Raw genomic sequence first — 16,650 nt, forward strand, 5'->3', positions numbered from 1 at the left:
CTAGTCACATAGGTTAAAATTCATTTATAATAATATGTATTCCCTTACCAAAATAAGGTAGGGAGCAAAACCTTATATGTTTTAGGAGGTGATGAGTCTTGGGAAATCACTATAGATTACCAGGGACTCCAACAACTCATGCAAAGCCAAGTATTGGAAAGGCGATACTTTGCATGGGGCGAACATTTATTTAACAAATCGCCCAGGTAACTTTTTAATATACGGCTTTGCACCTTATTTCTCTAAAACAAATAAGGGGCTGGCACCGTTGAAATATGTAAACGCAAGCAACATTTTACCTGAAAAGCTGATTGCAGAAATTCAAAAATACGTTCAAGGGGAAACCCTTTATATACCCAAACCGGAGAAAAGCTACCGGAAATGGGGAAGTTGTTCTGGGGCAAGAAAGTCCATTGATGAACGGAATGCCTCAATTAAACATGCTTTTACCAATGGAAAAAGCATTGATCAGTTAGCGGATGAGTATTTCTTATCCGTTGAAACGATTAAAAAAATAGTTTATTCCAATAAAAAACACTGATGGCTTGCTCCATCAGTGTTTTTCGTATGTATAGTTTGTTTCTAATTCATCTTCTACATTTTATTTATGAAATATTTTTTATAAAATAAAGTTGAATGAGGTGACAAACAATGAAAGAAAAATTCATAAAGAATAACCAATATAATTTTATTAAACGTCAAGTAACTTTGATCAAGGATAGTTACAGGAAGAACTCTGACCCAAGTGTTATTAAGGCAGTCAGGGAACTGGCAAATGCTCAAATTCTTGAATTTGTTCCACTAGCTACAACGGAACAATTAGAAAGACTGGATCTTTCGAGCTTGAAAACGGATGCTGAATTTGACCAATACGTTAAAGAGCTAGCAAACTATTTAATCCCATTTCCGAATCTGACCGAGCAGCAAGTCAAAAAGATGTTTCCAAAAGCGAAGAAATTAAAGGTACCCAATTTATCGGCAATCGATTTCGAGAAAATTACCTACCTTAGCTGGACGGATATCAGCACCAACAAAAAGTTTATTATCTATGAGCACGATGAGAAATTACTGGGGATTGAATGTAAATACTCGATTTTAAATAAGGACAATATCTGCTCGTTCTGTAATCGCTTTGGGAAAGTGGCCTTTATTTCCACCATCACTAAAGCTAAAAAGTCTAATAATCCCGACTACTACAAAGCTATTGGGAACTATATCTGCCTGGACAGCATTGAATGTAATAAGAAAATTACAAGCGTTGACTATTTAACTTCGTTTTTAGAAGAGTCGCTTAGGAAACATGCTTAGAAAAAAAGAACCTTGGGGGCAAGGTTCTTTTTTGTGGGGCTGATTGATATGGGGGTGCCTGCGGGCGGTGCAGTTTGCTCATACGACAGTAAACTTCACTTATCTGACAGTAACCAACTTATACGACAGTAAATCCCTCTTATCCGACAGTTATCTTCACCTATCCGACAGAAAACCCCTGTTATCCGACAGTTATCGGTACCTATCCGACAGTTACCCATATTTTATATCATCAAGATCTCCCTAATGTCCTCTTCCGTAAGCGTGGCCATCACTTTTTCATCCGAATCAATCACTTCATCAATTAAGTCTCTTTTCTTATCCTGCAGCTCGTTCATTTTTTCCTCGATGGTGCCTCGTGCCACGAGTTTAATAACCTGGACGACATTTTTCTGGCCCATCCGATGGGCACGGTCCGCCGCTTGCTCCTCGACAGCAGGATTCCACCATGTGTCATATAGAATCACCGTATCGGCACTCATAAGGTTAAGGCCTGTCCCTCCAGCCTTCAAGGAAATCAAAAATAAATCCCGCTCCCCCTGATTAAATCGGTCGCAGATTTCTACACGTTCCTCCGGCGGCGTTTGACCGTCCAGATAAAAGAACGGCATTCCCTTCGCTTGCAACCTTCTGCCAATCAGATCAAGCATTTTGGTAAACTGCGAAAAGATGAGCACCCTTCTACCAGACAACTTGGACTCGTCCACAATCCGCATCAGCTGATCCAGCTTTGCCGCCCCACCTTTATAGCCATCTACAAACAGTCCAGGATGACAACATAGCTGTCGAAGTCGAGTTAAACCGGCCAATATTTTAATACGATTTTTCCTAATCGTGTCCCTATCGAGATGCTTCAACGTATCGTGCCTTAATTTCGCTAGATAAGCAGCATACAGCCTCTTTTGTTCAGGATACAACTCCACAGATTCCCGCGACTCCATTTTTTCAGGAAGCTCTGCAAGAACATCCTCCTTCAAGCGCCTCAAGAGAAATGGCCGGATTCTTCGGGCGATCATTTTTCTAGAAAGCTTACTATATTCCTTTAATCCTAGGAACAGTTCTGGAAAAACCACATGGAAAATGGACCACAGCTCTTCAAGTGAGTTTTCAACCGGAGTACCTGTTAGTGCAAAGCGATGACGTGACATCAGCTTCTTAGCTGCTCGGGCTGTTTGTGTTAATGGATTTTTAAAGGCCTGAGCCTCATCAAAAAATAAGGCGTGAAAAGTCTGTTTCTCTAACCAGCTAATCTCACGGCGCAATAACGGGTAGGAGATGATCATCACATCCACTTCCGTCACTTTTTTTAGCCGTTTTGCCCTTTCCGTTTTATCACCATCAATGACAATCGCCATTAACTTGGGAGCAAATTTTCGGATCTCGCTCAACCAGTTATAGGTTAAGGATGCAGGACAGACAATCAGAACAGGTTCCTTGCTCTTACGAATCTCAGGCAGCTCGGACACAATATACGCCAAACTTTGAATGGTTTTTCCAAGTCCCATATCATCTGCTAAAATCCCACCGAAGCCATAGTGCGCCAGTGTTTTCATCCATTTATATCCAAGCTTTTGATACTCTTTCAAAATGTGCGCTAAACTGGTTGGTACTTCAAACTCAAGCTGTCCCGGGTTCATGAGGTGGTCAAGGAACTGGCGGAAGGATTTTTCCAGCTTAAACGCATCACTAACCTCCACCACATCAAGAAGCTGAAGACTCTGCTCGACCGGTAACTCCAATCCTGCAGCCAAGTCTTTATCCTTCATTTGAGGGGACTGAATAAATCGTTGGATCTCATTCATTTCTCTTGATTCTAATGAAAAAAGAGATCCATTCGGCAAACGGTAATATTTCCGTTTTTCCTCCAGCGCGGCTAACACCTCGCGAATTTGATGTTCGGATACACCGTCCATTTCAAATTTGAATTCCAGCCAGTTCGTCCGTTCTTTTTTGACCTTCACCCTTATTTGCGGATGGGTTGCCCCTCTGAAAATCCGATTTCTAACAGCTGTCGTTGCATAAATTCGAACCAGCTTTTGAAGTTTTGGAAGCATATGAACAAGAAACTCATACTCCAGCTCCTCATTATGCAAAAAGTAACCCCCATCCGTCGTAGCGAATTCACTATCTCTCATGAGCTGCAGAATCTCTTCTTCCATCTCTACCTCTCTTACGATCAGGTTGTCAGCTGGCAGCTCTCTCTTTTCCAATGGGTTAATCATCATATGATCATAATGAAACTCAAGGCCTGCAAGAAGGCGATTACTTACTCGGTCCAAGTAGAGTTTAGCCACCAATGGGGTACTCATGACCTGCTTCCTAATCGACTCAGCGATTGTCACTTGTCCTAGCTTTTTTAGGCCTGGGGCTACCTTTTCAAGGAAAAACGAAATCTTGCCTTGCGGAATAGGAATTTGCTCCATTCCTGTGGTACCAAGCATTTGTTTTAGCTCGGAGAGACGCTTGCAGTCTTGCATTTCTAACTGTTTGATTTTCCCTTCATATAAAACGGAATGATAGGCATCTAAGACAAGTACCTGCTCAAAGCCTTTAACATATAATTGAAATCCATTTGCATTTGTTTCTGTAAACTGAAACTGCAATGGCGGCAATTCATGCGTTACATGAAGTCCTTCAAAGGTCTGCCCGCCATGCACAAGCTTTACCTGAGGTACCTTTAAAAGTAACGGCAGCAACTGTTCCCAAGACGAAGAAGGGATTGGTAATATTCGTTTCTCGCTGGTGTCAGGCACCCTGTTCGTATAAATCTTTTCATCACGATGTACTTGTATGAGTTGCTGAATGACGGCATCGGATTCTTTTGAAAAACAATGCTGACTAGGGTCATACGTAAAGTGATGAGAAAGGGAGGCTGATCTGCCTGTTCCTACTTGTTCTAGAAAGGCACGAATATCCATAACGCTAGTCAACTCGACCCCCAATTCGATTCCAAAGAGGTATTGCCCACCACCAAGATCGACTGGCAGGCAGGTAAACTCCACCTCAACAACCTCTCTCGTTTCAAAATGGTTCTGGTGACCACTTGAGCGCACAGGTCGATCTGAGAAAAGGGTGAATAAGCCTTCTGTTAGACCGTTTGTGCTATTTATATTCGGGTTCGTTCCTTGACGCTGATGCTCGGAAATCGCCAATAAAACAGCGGCAATATGCTGGCAATCCTTATTAAAAGACGCAAGCTTTGGGCAACTGCATTCCGTCTTTAGCTTCCCGTCCGTCCCCGTTTCAATTACCACATGAAAAGCTTCATCAGCCATTACCGTCGCTTGGCAACGTTCAGGTTCATAGACCTCAAAGGTCACTTTGTCCGTACGATAAAAATAATCCCCTCGTTTGAAGGAGACAGTGCCACACATTTCCTTGATGAGTTTATGATTTAAAGGTATATTCACGTGCTTTCCCCTCCTCATGAGGTTCAGATTCAATAGTACGATTGTAACACAAACAAACAAGATAAGGGGACAGTCCCCCGCTGCGCTAAAGCGCCGGGGGACTGTCCCCTTATCACTACTCTTCTCTGTAATCTCTTAAGTTAAAATAACCAACATAGGTTACTGGTCTAAATTCTACTGCTTTGTATACGGGTATCATCATCTGGTCAAACTGAAATAATTTATCCACATACTCATAATCCACCGAAAATCCTTGGTAGGTATCATGGGTCAAGTCTTTAAAATATGCATTCTTCAGTTCATACCCTGTTTCTAACTCCTGCAGGCTTTTTCTAATGATTTCTTGATAGGGAGAAAGCTCCGAAGGGATTACCATACTTTTAAGACCTGCAACAATCTCCTCCCCTTGCTTCATACTTTCCACCCGATTCGGTTCAATTTCTTCTTTGGATTTTCCTTCCGCTATCGCTGTTATAAAGGCCGTTTCAGATTGCTTCTGTTTACTAACGAGCTTGATAATATCATTTTGAAAATGGATTAATGCTACCTGCTGTTGCCTAACAGTCGAAATGCTGGCTTGCTTGTTTTTTGGTACTTGAACAAAACTTTGTACAAGAAGTAAAAGGCAGCCCACCGCTAGGACCAAACTAACTGCATATTTAAATCTTTGGATGTGTTGAGATGCTCGGGAAGATTTTTTAGATTCCTTAATTATTTTCTTTTTTATGCTCTTGGAAAGCTCTAGATCGTTAAAATAGGTATCATCGAGACATTCCTTTAATGAACGAAGCTCATCTTCCATCTTCATCCCTCGCTTCTGTTCGAACCTTCTTTTGTAAAAGCTCTTTTGCCCTTCTTAAGCGTGTCCGGATTGTGTTTTCATTTAATTGTAATAGAGAGGAGATTTCATCTACCCGATAATTTTCATAATAAAAGAGAATGATAACTTCCCTGTACTTAACTGGCAAATTGAGCACAGCTGCAGCTAATTCCTTTTTTTGCGATCTTTCTAAAACTTGATCTAACACACTGTCCTTCACCGTTGTTTGCTTAGGAGCAAAATCTAAATAAAGCAAGTTCCTAAAGGACCAGCTCTTCAAATAATCCTTACAAAGGTTGATGGTTATGGAATACACCCATGTTTTTAATGAGGATTCTCCTCGAAAATGATCCCAGTTTTTAAAGCACTTTAAAAATGCTTCCTGTGTGAGGTCCTCTGCTATTTTTTGATCCTTAACATATGTAAACGCAAGCTTTAGGATCTTGCTTCCCAATGTTTCCACTAGTTCCTCCAGCATGGCTTCGTTATTAATGCTCGATACATCAATAGGAGCGGGCTGCTTCGGTTTATTTATCTTCATTGGGTCCCCCCGTTTCTATACTTACTGTCCTGATTATTTAGACGAACATTTGCCGCGTTTTTATTCAATTTTTTTCAAAAAAGCCAAAATTTATAAGTTTTAGGTTACCGTGTGAATGGGGCGATTCTGTTGGTTGTCCATAAATAATTCTTTCAATCATTGAATAAAATGCCTATGACCCTTATTTTATCTAATGAACTATGAAAGTAGGTATCTGCCAATGAAGTACAAAATACATCGGTGTAATTGCAGAAAGGTTTGGTCGATTCAAAACCGAAAGACTAAGACTATAGCGAGTTCCTTACTTCTGGATGGCCAGTGGAAAGCTGAATTGAAACCTGAGAGAAAATATAACCCCAAAGGCTTTGTTACCACAAATAATAGTCAGGCTATTATTTTTAATCCTCCCCACGAACTTATGGAACAATATGAAAAAGTCGCCCAATTGATTTATGACAAAAAGAAAGTAGATTTTAATATCGACCAGGGTGAATATTTATATTTTACTGAAGATGGCACCTGCTATATTCTAAGAAAAATAGACTAGGAGTAACTGCAGATGACTTATTTCTTGAAGAGTGGAACGTGATACTGTCGTGTGAACATGATTTACTGTCGCTTGATTATGTTTTACTGTCGTATGATCATGTTTTACTGGCGGATATACCCAAATTACTGTCAGATAAGCCATCATTACTGTCATAAGGCTTATTTTGAAACACAAAATGAATTTAATCAAACGTTTGATTAGTTTTTTCATGCAGGTTTCTTTCTTATCCATAAAGAATATAAGACGATATCATAATTTTGCAAGGTGGTTCGGTTTATGGGGATGTCTGAGTATTATCAAAAACTACGTGAAAAAGTAGGGAATGAGTTAATTTTTATGCCAAGTATTGCCGGAATCGTTCGGAATACGGTTGGAGAAATTCTGTTACAGAATAAAGGGAATGGCGAAAAATGGAGTCTTCCTGCAGGGGCCATTGAGCTTGGAGAAGCACCAGCTGAAGCGGTAGTCCGTGAAGTATGGGAAGAGACAGGATTACTTGTTGTCCCGAGAAAACTACTAGGCGTTTTTGGCGGAAAAGAATACCGTTATCAATATCCTAACGGTCATCAGGTCGAATATAACATCTTTATGTTTGAATGTGAGATTCAGAGTGGGGAGCTAAATCCAATCGATAACGAAACAGCTGAACTCCGCTATTTTCACCCAGACGATATGCCTGAACTGGCCCTGCCTTACCCAAAGCATTTATTTTCACAAGCAGGGAATGCTGAATTGTATTTTCAGTGGGATAAAGAGTGGTTAACTAGACTTTCTCTAAGAGACTAAACAGCCCCCTTCAGTTGGAAGGGGGTTCTACTGTATAACAGAAAAATTTACACCCTAGTACGGAAAATCCTTCCCACTCTTATCGCGGACAATGACCACATACGGCTGTTTTCCTACCTTTGCCTTCACGTCTTCACTGTCGAGAAACGCCTTTATCTCGTAACGAATTTTCCCAACCGTCTCTTTCGCCCCTTCATCCGAAGCAGTCATACTAGTTTTAATTACAATCTTTACCTTTTCAGGCTTATACGAATAAGCATATCCAGAGACTTTGTACTCCTTCTTCAAGGCAAGCCCTTCGTGGATGCTTCTCAAATATTCCATCCACATACCCTCACGCTTGTTGTTCTCTACATCTACCACATCCATTTGAACCTCTTTATCTGAACCATTCACTTTTGCAAGTTCAATCGTGGCCTTCTGGATTTCATCAACACGCTTCTCTGTCAAAGGAATACTCACTTCAATTTTCGGGTTATACGGATTTACACTGATAATGTCATAACCAGAAGCTCTCAGCCCTTCTTCAATCTTCGATCCAAGCTGCGTCATTTGTTTCTCTTCTTCCGTCTCTTTTACAACTCCTGGAATAAACGAAGTCACATTTATTTCGTACGAATCGTATCCTTTACTTTTCAGAATATCCTCAACAATCCCTGTGATTTTTCCCCTTTCCCGATCCGCATCCTTTTCGGAACCTTCCAACCGAATCTCAAACAATACCTTTTCACCCGGGGTCATGCCAAGAGATAGATTCTTATATCCCTCCTTCTCCAAAGCATCATGGATGAGCTCGTAAGCCGGTTTTGTTTGGAACACCTGCCCCAAATACGGAATCTTCGAAGCCATTTCCGCTATCGATGGATTTAGGAAGGCAGAACCTGTCAAGATACCTAGACCCACGACTGCTGCTGCAGCAAAATGGAATTTCCTATTGCGCCTTTTTTTCACAACTGGGATTTCTTGAACGTTTGTCACCTTCGATTCCTCCTTGATATTCTTAGCAAAATCATAAAGGGAAGAAGGAACCTGAATTTTTTCCATATCTTCCTCAATTTCTTTCTTCAATAACTCATCCATCATTATGAATTCACCCCTATCATCTGATTTTCTAGTAATCTTTTTTTCAAGGCGTTCCGTGCCCTTCGCAGTTGGGATTTTACTGTGGAACTATTGATTCCAAGTAGATCAGACACTTCCTGAATGGTAAGTTCTTGATAATAATAAAGAAGAAGAACATTTCGGTAATCCCTGTTCTCTAGAGACGATATGCCCTTTTTAATCTCATTTTCCGTTTCCTCTTTTATCACGCTATCCACCACACCCTGCTCATCCCTCAGGTATTCTATTTCAAGCGAAGCTTCTCTCAATCTTCCATTCTTCCTCAAAACATCAATCGACCGGTGTGAGACCAGCTTGTAAAACCATGTGGTAAAATAAGTGATTTCCTTCCCGCTCATAATGTTTCGGTAGGCTTCAATCATTGCGTTTTGTACGACTTCTTCCGCCTGTTCCTTCGAGCGCAGAATCGAATAACTGGTACGATATCCTTTTTCAATCAACGGATGAATGAGTTCAGCAAACGCTGAGTCCTCTCCATTTTGGATCCGATCGATCAGCTTTTTCTGATCCATGATAGAAGCACCTCCTTCTTTATTTCATTGTTATTACCTTTTAGGCGACCGTGACGCCATTTAGGTTGCATCTTTTTGAAAAAATATATAAAAAAGTGCCAATGGGTATCCATATCAAGGGTAGACTTCATCTATTCGTTTTGGAAAAAAGTAGTTCTCCCACAAATAGAGAGTAATAGAGGACAGTTTTTTTATTTTAGAGTAAGATGTAGAAGGAAATTTAATATATTGAGAGAAAATTCTACAAAATTGGGGAGGAATTCTACAAAATTTTAATTTATTCTACAAAATCGGGGTTGGATTCTACAAAGTTTGGAAATCAATTCCCAATTTCACCTCAAAATGACTGATTCCCAGAGTTATTCTACAAAGTCGAGAGCGAATTCTACAAAATTTCAACTTATTCTACAAATTCAAGAGGGAATTCTACAAAAGATGGAAATCACCTTCCAATCTATTGAAAATCACCTATAAAAATAAAAAGCAGAGCTACACGCCCTGCTTAGATAAACAATATTATCTCTTTAATGGTCTCTCCAGTGTTAAAATCTCATCCTCAAGAGACGCATATCGCTCCTCTACCACACGTTTCACATCAAAAACTGCCGCATTATAAAAATGTGGCGCAAGTGTCTCCTTCACAAAATCTAACACTCTTTCTGCTGCAAATTCAGAAAGTTCTTCGTCCCTCTCATCAGAAAAGAAAGATTGAATGTCAGAGATCATTACCTGTTGCTGCTCTTTTGTTAGTTTAAAAAACATCTTAGCCCACTCCTTACAGTTTCAATACTGTCACTATACCTGTGAAAATATGAAAATTATAGGCTATATTTTTACAAAAGTTTGTGTCAACCACTCGTTATAGATTTTCAACCTGCTTATCTAACCAATGAATCATATCCTCAAAAAAATGTTCCCGCTCTAAATCATCAAACGGCCGGTGCCTCATATGAGGGTATTCATATTTCTGTTTGTTTGGAGAAGAAACGGTATCAAAGAAATGGTGAAGCTTCTCAGGAGGCGTTAGCTCATCTTCCAGTCCAAACTGTAATAAAATAGGCAGTTTAATAGATTTTGCCTCATTCGCTAACCGAGCCACTGTTCGCATTAGACCACGCCCCAACCCAGGTGTGACCACATCATGGCGTAACTCATCCGCGGCTAGTCTATCAAGTTCCTCAGGATCCTTCGTTAATATTTGCGGGTTACCCGTCTTGACGATACTATAATCCGGTTTAAGTTTCCCCATTAACGTTATAAGAATTCTCTCTGAAGGCGTAACCTCATACGAAATAGCTGGAGAAATGGCAACCATTCCTGCCAGTCCTTCACCATAATCCAATGTATAATCAAGGACAATCACTCCACCAATGCTATGCCCCACAATGAATAGTGGCAGGGCAGGCATCTCAGGGGCTACCAGCTTTCGAAATTCATGTAAATCATTCCTATATTCCGCCCACTCTTTAATATATCCCCTTTTACCCGTACTTTTCCCATGTCCACGCAAATCAAATCCATACACTAAATAATCCTGACTCGCTAGGCTGTTACTAAGGTTTTGCAAACCGCCACTATGATCCCCATGACCATGTACTAAAATAACAGCCGCTTTTGGAGCTGCAACCTTTGGATACAGAACTTGATAAAATAATTCCGCTCCGTTGGCACCTTTAAATTTCCCCTCTTTTTTCATCCGCGCTCCCGCCTTTGACCTCTATTTTCACTCAATCTGGTAATTTCACGCTATAATGCCTCATGGATCTTGGTACCCCTTTTATTTCAAGAACTCCATTATAGATTAGATGTCTAATTCTATATTCTAAATAAAAGTCACCCACGATTTCTTCCATCCGGTGAAGTGCTTCACCTATTACTCTCCCCGTACGAATAAAATCTTTCTTTTTTTGCTTTTTATGTAATTCATTAATTACTTCTATGATGAGTGCATCAAAGTAGTCATCTGGCACGCTAGTTACCTTCCCATTTTTCCATAGACGAAGTACTTCTTTTGTTTGCACAAGTATTTCCCATTCTTTCTTTAAAATCATCCGTTCCTCCCGAATTAATGGGTTGGCGGCTTGAGTCTTTTCAAATAAGAATCTTAACACATTTGGGTTTAGTATACTCGAATATAACCTCTCATCTTTGGCGCCCATCCATTGTTCAAAAAGTTCTGTTGTATTTAGAACAAAGACCTGATTGGTTTTGTTTCTCATTAAATGAAGGAAAAAACGGAGGCCTGTTTGTTCGTTTCCATTGTTGGCTGTCCAAATGTAAATAGGAACACCCTCGGGTATATCCTCTATTTCTAGCAGCGCCTTAGTAAAATTATTTTCTAGTTCATACTCATCCTGTTCTAAGTTAATATTGTCATTCATCCATTCATGGCGATAAGCTTGTCCACTCTTTTTATCCAGCTTCCATACCGGTCCGATTGAAAAATAATCTTGAAATGGTATCACCGTTTTTGGCCGCTCTAGCCCCACCTTTAAAGCCCCCGCAGTGGATGCGGAAGAAACCAGATGTACCGGGCCATCTTTCTCAAGGGAATAGGCACCTTTTCTTTGTTTACGAATGAGTTCATTTATTTTTCCTACCATGAAGTTAACGTGACTTTGGCTTATAAAATATCCCCGACCTTCAAGAGGACTATTTTCTTCATGATTAAATCCCTCAAAACTATCTGTAATTTCGTATGTTTCCCATTCTCCTTGGTGAGACAACTCCGCAGTAGTTATATAGTCATCTCCTTGAATTTTATAAACATACACAACATTCGGCTCTTCGAAAAAATAGATGTATGGAAAGGTATTTCTCGCTTTCATCGCAATCCACCCCTTGTTTTTCAGCACACTAAATAATTCCTTTTTCTTTCATTCTATGTTACTGTCTTTAAAAAACAAAACATTTTTACAAAGAGGGATATTTATGAACATACTTTGGGATTTCGACGGGACTCTTTTTGATACCTATCCAGCATTGGTGGAGGGTTTCATCAGCTTAAGTAAACAAGATTTAGACCGCACAGAAGTGTTGAAATGGCTAAAAAAAGACTCCAAAACGGCATTTAAACATTATGGAATCGATGAGAGCCAACGAGAGGAATACACACGATTACATAACTATTATTCAAAAAATGAAAGCACACCCTTTGAGCAATTAGAAGAGGTCCTTTCATCTGTTGAAAATAATATTATTGTTACTCATCGGGATAAGGAGTCGACGATCTTTCTTCTTGAAAAATACAATTTGAAAAAGTATTTTACAGAAGTGGTTTCGGTTGAAGAGCAAGGATTTACGAGAAAACCCCATAGTGCTTCATATGAGTATGTACTAAAAAGTCACCGTATCGATTTAGTTGTGGGCGACCGTGACTTAGATTTGATTCCGGCTAGAAAGTTAAACATTAAAACCGTAGCCTTTCAAAACCAAGATATTGAAGCTGATTTTCATATAGACAGCTATGCTGATTTTATTCCATTGGTTCTTAACCAGCTAAAAAAAACCCTTTGATCAGATAGATCAAGGGGGTTTATTTTCCAATCAAACGTTTGATTAGTTTCGCGAACCCTTACATATCAGGGGCTCCAGGATTTTAATCAAACGTTTGATTAGTTTTTCTGGCTTTCTGATACCAACTCACTTTGAGAATAATAACGAACAGGTTTGCCTGCATGATTCGCATATTCAATTTCTTTCCTGGTACTACTTCCAATATAACCATTAACATCAATAATAAAAATTTCATCCGCCAAATCAATTTTTCGAAAATGAATTGTAGCAAATAGTTCTTCTTGTTCCTTTGTTATTTCTATGCCTTCACTCTGCTCAAAGAAGCCTAGACTAATCACAACGTTCCCTTTCAGTGTCAGATAGGCATTTGCTTTTTCAAATTGCTCTTTAAATTTAGTAGAACCGCATAACGTTATGACCTTCACTAACTCCAACCCACTTTCTTGTTATCCCTAAGTTCAAAATCTACTCTTTAAACTTCATAGGGTTTTCAATTCGTATCGAAAGTACCTCTCCGCAATTCAAACAAAAAGTATAAATCTTATTTGAACCCATTGAAAATTTCTTATTTAACGGTTTTACTGGCATAAAATCCGTGCCTTCTGCTACCTCTTCACTATTACACTTCAGACATTTATTCTCCTTCAACCTTACCAACTCCTTCTGTTTTCTATAAAAATAGACGATCTTTTCACTTAATAGTTTCGACAAATAAAAAACGCCACCTGAACAGGTAGCGTCATCTCCATTTTCCCACTTTCTTCTGTATCAATATCTGAAATCCATAAATAATGAAAGAATAGCTAATGAAGGTTAGAAATATGTGTAATGGCTTAAATTTAATTAATTTAAACAGTTTTCCCTTTTGATAAAGATACGTTAATGGAAAGGAAAAAAGTGAATCCATTAGTAGATTAGCGAGAAAATATCGTTTTAAATTCCCGAAGGTAAAGTGAAAAATCCATAACGTTCCTACAAAAAAAGGCCCAAAAATAAAACTGCAATCGTTTAGCAGTCTTGCTTTCCAACCACCCGAACTATTCCACCATTTTAATGGACCCGCCAATAAACACATTCCGCACACAAGGACCGAAGCGAAAATAGAAACGGGTAAATAGTGTTTAAATGACCTCTTTGGGAGAAATATAATGGAAATCCACGGTAACGTAAGCTGAAGAATCCTAATGATCATAGGCATAAACACATTTCCCCCTTTTCAGCTTACTTTTCCCTTCTGGGATGGGAATCATTCTATATTTTTACTTACTGACCAATAAATTACCTTCCTTGGGCAAAGACACCCGCTTAAAGAAAAAGCGGCTTACCAATTAGTTAAGCCGTTCTCTTTTGGAGTACCCACATAGGAAAAAGTATATATAATAACAAGTATAAAAGCAGTGGATTTCACACCCGAATTCGCACTTCTTTTAGCATTAGTAAGAGGTGATGTATTGTAAAATTAGTAAAGAAACTTATTGCACTAACGGGGCAGGTTAGTAGAAGAAAGAAAACGGATTTTTTTCATGGAAGTATAAAGTAATTGGTTGTTTGAGGTGGTTAAATTGATTAAAAATATTGAACTAATAACGGAAGTAGCCCAAGAATTTACGCTTCAAAATATAAAGTTTATTGTTGGATTCTTTTTAAGTTTTAAAAGTGAATTATTAGAAGGTACTTCTTCACTGGATATTGATTTTATTATTGAGGCTGCGGAAAAATAATATATTACGAGATTTCGCTTTTATTATCCTGAGAGTATAGACTTTGAGAGTGGTGGTCAATTTCACCAAATTCACCTTGATATATACGATATTAGAGATTTAGGTTGGGAAAATAAGAATTATGAAGTAACAGATTATGAAAATGGCACAATCCATTTTTACTGTACGGAAGTTGAAGTGATTTCTGTTCAAGAAACGCATTATTTGATTTAACCTTTTTCAGCTAACAGGGGCAAAATTTTAAGAAGGATTATAATAGCTTTTGTCGTGCTCTTTTGGAGTACCCACATAGGAAAAAACATAAATATAAAAACAAGTATAAAAGCAGTGGAATTTCGTAAATGAAATAACACTGCTTTTAGCATTTTTATAAGAAATGTAGTTGACTACATTCACCTACATTTCCTGAAATATACTTAAATTCTTTATTAACAAAAGTTAAAATATGGTATAATTAGTGTAAAATTACACCCTTTTTAGGAGGTGTCTCATGAAGGGATCCGTCTCTACAGTATTTAAAGGACTTCTGCTACTATCAATTTGGTTTTCAATTTTCGGCATTTCTGCTTTTGATGGAAGAGCGATATTAGAAGGATTTGCTCATTCGTTCTTTGAAGCAAAAAAATCTAGGGAATTAATTTATGTTACGACCATGCCCCTTTTGTTAGTGGTAGGTTTGATAATAGAGTTTATTATTTATTCGAGGAAAAAAAAGATATTCGATTCGTTTGTATATTCGGGGTACCTAAGTCTTGTAGTCATAGTAGGGATGAGTTACTGGCTTCTTTTGTCGCTTGAGGATGGACTTGCCTTTATTGGTATCCTTGGTATGAGCATGGCGGCATTTGCTGTAATATCGATTGTCCAACTAGTTATTCTTTTTTTCTATAGATTTATCCAAAGTCAATAAAATTGTTAAATGGAAAATCATTATGGGAGTTTACATGCTGTTTATACTTCCAATTTACCGAAACCTTGTTTTCATATTTAAGTAGCAATACGAATTCATATCTGACTTTCATTGTTATTAAAGTTGCGGGTACTTCAAAAGAGAACGGTTTAGTATAGCTACGGTTCTTTTTACTTATGTGGCAGGTTAGTTGAAGAAGGAAAATATTAGGGAGTAATAGAATTAGTTATTTAATGAATATGCTGGTAAAAGCTCAATGGAAGAAGGCTGCTACATAATGACATATCCTACTGGTGTTCGCTGTTAACTGACTATAAAAATTAATAGTTATAGATATGATGTATTTGAAAATATGTACTGGATTTGTTTCCATTATGAGTTTGAACACAGTTTGTAGACTATGTTTCGAATCAAAATAAAAGGCTGTTTTGCAAACATTGTTGTTTTTCATCTCTTTTTGTAAAAAATGTAAGACTTATTACGATTAAGGGGTTTTGATTTTGAAGAAGTTCCAACAATTCTTAATTGAACTTAGCTTTGGTTTAGTTCTATTACTCAGTCTTTTTTACGTTCCTCGTTTATTCCATAGCGATTGGTTTCAAGAAGGAACGAAAAGCCATTCCTATGCGTTAGGGATTGCTTTATTGGGTACCTACTTGATACGATATCTATTTAAATTAATGAAAAAACGACCAAAGAAGTAATAACCAGTACGAGGAATAATGTACTTAAAGTAACAGGGGCATTACTGAAAGAACGGTAATGCCCTTTCTTATTGAAGTAACGGGCAGTTTAATTGAAGAAGGATAATTAAAGACAACTATAGAATTATTAGGTATAAAATATACTGGGTGTGATTTTTGATGAAGCTGGATGTTGCAGAAATGACGAGGAGTAAAAAAGAAATATTAGAAGAGATAAAAAAACCTGTAATAATTTTAATTTTAACCGCATTCACTTTTATCATAATTATTAGTGCGGTTAACGGTTTCGGAAGACAACTATATTCGGATTTTATTGGTGCTTTAATCAATTTGTTCTTCGCGTGGAATGTTGGATTTGGGCTCTACAAAGGAATTTGGCAATTTTCTAACTCTCGAAAGATAAACAAAGTGCTCTTTCCCAAACTTGAGCAGTTTATTAATGATAGCCAAGAGAATAGTTATGATGATACGGAAGCAGAAGTTTATGAAAAGGTTAAAGCAGCATATTCGAAATACACGGAGAAATATAATAAACTTAATAAAATTTATTGGATTAGCTTCAAAATTAGTTTTGCCATCCCAGTTATTGCAATCATCATTTGGTTTATTTACTCATATTAACACTGATATTTAAATGAAGTATTTTGTGAAAAAATTCACTTAAACTAATGGGGGCTTTAGCAGAAGAGCAAAGTGACATAAAAGTGGGAACTTCATTTGAAGTTCCCTAATTTTTTGATTTTGATGTAA

The 16,650-nt window shown here is 38.2% G+C and carries 19 protein-coding genes; 9 read left to right on the forward strand and 10 right to left on the reverse strand.

Features of this window, described 5'->3' with window-relative positions; all coding sequences use genetic code 11:
• The first annotated feature begins 268 nt into the window (after positions 1-268).
• Positions 269-541: a CD3324 family protein gene (locus RCG25_RS22860; protein ID WP_308081117.1), complete on the forward strand. Its 273-nt coding sequence runs from the start codon at positions 269-271 to the stop codon at positions 539-541.
• Between the two features lie 110 nt (positions 542-651).
• Positions 652-1,308, forward strand: a complete 657-nt coding sequence (locus RCG25_RS22865) for a FusB/FusC family EF-G-binding protein (protein WP_308081118.1) — start codon at positions 652-654, stop codon at positions 1,306-1,308.
• 224 nt (positions 1,309-1,532) lie between these two features.
• Here the strand turns inward: RCG25_RS22865 and RCG25_RS22870 are convergent, their stop codons facing one another.
• From RCG25_RS22870 to RCG25_RS22880, 3 genes are all read right to left on the reverse strand, one after another.
• Entirely contained in the window at positions 1,533-4,718 is a 3,186-nt protein-coding gene (locus tag RCG25_RS22870) for a DEAD/DEAH box helicase (protein ID WP_308081119.1), read from the reverse strand.
• 115 nt (positions 4,719-4,833) lie between these two features.
• Positions 4,834-5,526 carry a hypothetical protein gene (locus RCG25_RS22875; protein WP_308081120.1) on the reverse strand — a complete coding sequence of 231 codons (693 nt, stop codon included), beginning with the start codon at positions 5,524-5,526 and terminating at the stop codon, positions 4,834-4,836.
• On the reverse strand, positions 5,510-6,079 hold the full coding sequence (locus RCG25_RS22880) for a sigma-70 family RNA polymerase sigma factor (RefSeq protein ID WP_308081121.1): 570 nt from the start codon (positions 6,077-6,079) through the stop codon (positions 5,510-5,512). The genes RCG25_RS22875 and RCG25_RS22880 overlap by 17 nt, the downstream gene beginning before the upstream one ends.
• Before the next feature lie 220 nt (positions 6,080-6,299).
• On the opposite strand from RCG25_RS22880, the gene RCG25_RS22885 reads away from it, so the two are divergent.
• The gene (locus RCG25_RS22885; RefSeq protein WP_308081122.1) at positions 6,300-6,626 is read left to right on the forward strand and encodes a hypothetical protein; all 327 of its coding nucleotides are present in this window, start codon (positions 6,300-6,302) and stop codon (positions 6,624-6,626) included.
• Positions 6,627-6,905: 279 nt separating this feature from the next.
• Positions 6,906-7,415 carry an NUDIX hydrolase gene (locus RCG25_RS22890; RefSeq protein ID WP_308081123.1) on the forward strand — a complete coding sequence of 170 codons (510 nt, stop codon included), beginning with the start codon at positions 6,906-6,908 and terminating at the stop codon, positions 7,413-7,415.
• Between the two features lie 54 nt (positions 7,416-7,469).
• Here the strand turns inward: RCG25_RS22890 and RCG25_RS22895 are convergent, their stop codons facing one another.
• The 5 genes from RCG25_RS22895 to RCG25_RS22915 form a co-directional block, all read right to left on the reverse strand.
• Positions 7,470-8,498 (reverse strand): DUF4179 domain-containing protein, encoded by a 1,029-nt coding sequence (locus tag RCG25_RS22895; RefSeq protein ID WP_308081124.1) that lies wholly within the window; start codon positions 8,496-8,498, stop codon positions 7,470-7,472.
• Entirely contained in the window at positions 8,498-9,049 is a 552-nt protein-coding gene (locus RCG25_RS22900) for an RNA polymerase sigma factor (protein WP_308081125.1), read from the reverse strand. The genes RCG25_RS22895 and RCG25_RS22900 overlap by 1 nt, the downstream gene beginning before the upstream one ends.
• 516 nt (positions 9,050-9,565) lie before the next feature.
• Positions 9,566-9,811: a DUF2164 domain-containing protein gene (locus RCG25_RS22905; protein ID WP_308081126.1), complete on the reverse strand. Its 246-nt coding sequence runs from the start codon at positions 9,809-9,811 to the stop codon at positions 9,566-9,568.
• Between the two features lie 97 nt (positions 9,812-9,908).
• Positions 9,909-10,745, reverse strand: a complete 837-nt coding sequence (locus RCG25_RS22910) for an alpha/beta hydrolase (protein WP_308081127.1) — start codon at positions 10,743-10,745, stop codon at positions 9,909-9,911.
• Between the two features lie 31 nt (positions 10,746-10,776).
• The gene (locus RCG25_RS22915; RefSeq protein ID WP_308081128.1) at positions 10,777-11,877 is read right to left on the reverse strand and encodes a DUF1835 domain-containing protein; all 1,101 of its coding nucleotides are present in this window, start codon (positions 11,875-11,877) and stop codon (positions 10,777-10,779) included.
• Positions 11,878-11,980: 103 nt separating this feature from the next.
• On the opposite strand from RCG25_RS22915, the gene RCG25_RS22920 reads away from it, so the two are divergent.
• A complete protein-coding gene (locus RCG25_RS22920; RefSeq protein WP_308081130.1) occupies positions 11,981-12,565 on the forward strand; it encodes an HAD-IA family hydrolase in 585 nt (194 codons plus the stop codon).
• A gap of 98 nt (positions 12,566-12,663) precedes the next feature.
• On the opposite strand, the gene RCG25_RS22925 is transcribed toward RCG25_RS22920, so the two are convergent.
• Both RCG25_RS22925 and RCG25_RS22930 read right to left on the reverse strand, forming a co-directional pair.
• The gene (locus RCG25_RS22925; RefSeq protein WP_308081131.1) at positions 12,664-12,990 is read right to left on the reverse strand and encodes a hypothetical protein; all 327 of its coding nucleotides are present in this window, start codon (positions 12,988-12,990) and stop codon (positions 12,664-12,666) included.
• A 40-nt stretch (positions 12,991-13,030) separates the two neighbouring features.
• Entirely contained in the window at positions 13,031-13,276 is a 246-nt protein-coding gene (locus RCG25_RS22930) for a hypothetical protein (protein WP_308081132.1), read from the reverse strand.
• A gap of 851 nt (positions 13,277-14,127) precedes the next feature.
• On the opposite strand from RCG25_RS22930, the gene RCG25_RS22935 reads away from it, so the two are divergent.
• The 4 genes from RCG25_RS22935 (at position 14,128) to RCG25_RS22950 (ending at position 16,521) form a co-directional block, all read left to right on the forward strand.
• On the forward strand, positions 14,128-14,286 hold the full coding sequence (locus RCG25_RS22935; RefSeq protein ID WP_308081133.1) for a hypothetical protein: 159 nt from the start codon (positions 14,128-14,130) through the stop codon (positions 14,284-14,286).
• A 490-nt stretch (positions 14,287-14,776) separates the two neighbouring features.
• A complete protein-coding gene (locus RCG25_RS22940; protein WP_308081134.1) occupies positions 14,777-15,196 on the forward strand; it encodes a hypothetical protein in 420 nt (139 codons plus the stop codon).
• Positions 15,197-15,696: 500 nt separating this feature from the next.
• Complete coding sequence (locus RCG25_RS22945; protein ID WP_308081135.1) at positions 15,697-15,900, forward strand: hypothetical protein; 204 nt, start codon at positions 15,697-15,699, stop codon at positions 15,898-15,900.
• 159 nt (positions 15,901-16,059) lie between these two features.
• Positions 16,060-16,521 carry a hypothetical protein gene (locus RCG25_RS22950; protein ID WP_308081136.1) on the forward strand — a complete coding sequence of 154 codons (462 nt, stop codon included), beginning with the start codon at positions 16,060-16,062 and terminating at the stop codon, positions 16,519-16,521.
• Positions 16,522-16,650 lie beyond the last annotated feature (129 nt).

The sequence above is a fragment of the Neobacillus sp. PS2-9 genome (assembly GCF_030915525.1).
GTDB lineage: Bacteria > Bacillota > Bacilli > Bacillales > Cytobacillaceae > Neobacillus.

Bases quoted from the DNA above. Each gene is read 5' to 3' on its own strand.
- RCG25_RS22865 (WP_308081118.1), top strand. From the start codon at position 652: ATGAAAGAAAAATTCATAAAGAATAACCAATATAATTTTATTAAACGT.
- RCG25_RS22875 (WP_308081120.1), bottom strand. From the start codon at position 5,526: ATGAAGATGGAAGATGAGCTTCGTTCATTAAAGGAATGTCTCGATGAT.
- RCG25_RS22880 (WP_308081121.1), bottom strand. From the start codon at position 6,079: ATGAAGATAAATAAACCGAAGCAGCCCGCTCCTATTGATGTATCGAGC.
- RCG25_RS22885 (WP_308081122.1), top strand. From the start codon at position 6,300: ATGAAGTACAAAATACATCGGTGTAATTGCAGAAAGGTTTGGTCGATT.
- RCG25_RS22890 (WP_308081123.1), top strand. From the start codon at position 6,906: ATGGGGATGTCTGAGTATTATCAAAAACTACGTGAAAAAGTAGGGAAT.
- RCG25_RS22895 (WP_308081124.1), bottom strand. From the start codon at position 8,498: ATGATGGATGAGTTATTGAAGAAAGAAATTGAGGAAGATATGGAAAAA.
- RCG25_RS22900 (WP_308081125.1), bottom strand. From the start codon at position 9,049: ATGGATCAGAAAAAGCTGATCGATCGGATCCAAAATGGAGAGGACTCA.
- RCG25_RS22905 (WP_308081126.1), bottom strand. From the start codon at position 9,811: ATGTTTTTTAAACTAACAAAAGAGCAGCAACAGGTAATGATCTCTGAC.
- RCG25_RS22910 (WP_308081127.1), bottom strand. From the start codon at position 10,745: ATGAAAAAAGAGGGGAAATTTAAAGGTGCCAACGGAGCGGAATTATTT.
- RCG25_RS22915 (WP_308081128.1), bottom strand. From the start codon at position 11,877: ATGAAAGCGAGAAATACCTTTCCATACATCTATTTTTTCGAAGAGCCG.
- RCG25_RS22920 (WP_308081130.1), top strand. From the start codon at position 11,981: ATGAACATACTTTGGGATTTCGACGGGACTCTTTTTGATACCTATCCA.
- RCG25_RS22940 (WP_308081134.1), top strand. From the start codon at position 14,777: ATGAAGGGATCCGTCTCTACAGTATTTAAAGGACTTCTGCTACTATCA.
- RCG25_RS22950 (WP_308081136.1), top strand. From the start codon at position 16,060: ATGAAGCTGGATGTTGCAGAAATGACGAGGAGTAAAAAAGAAATATTA.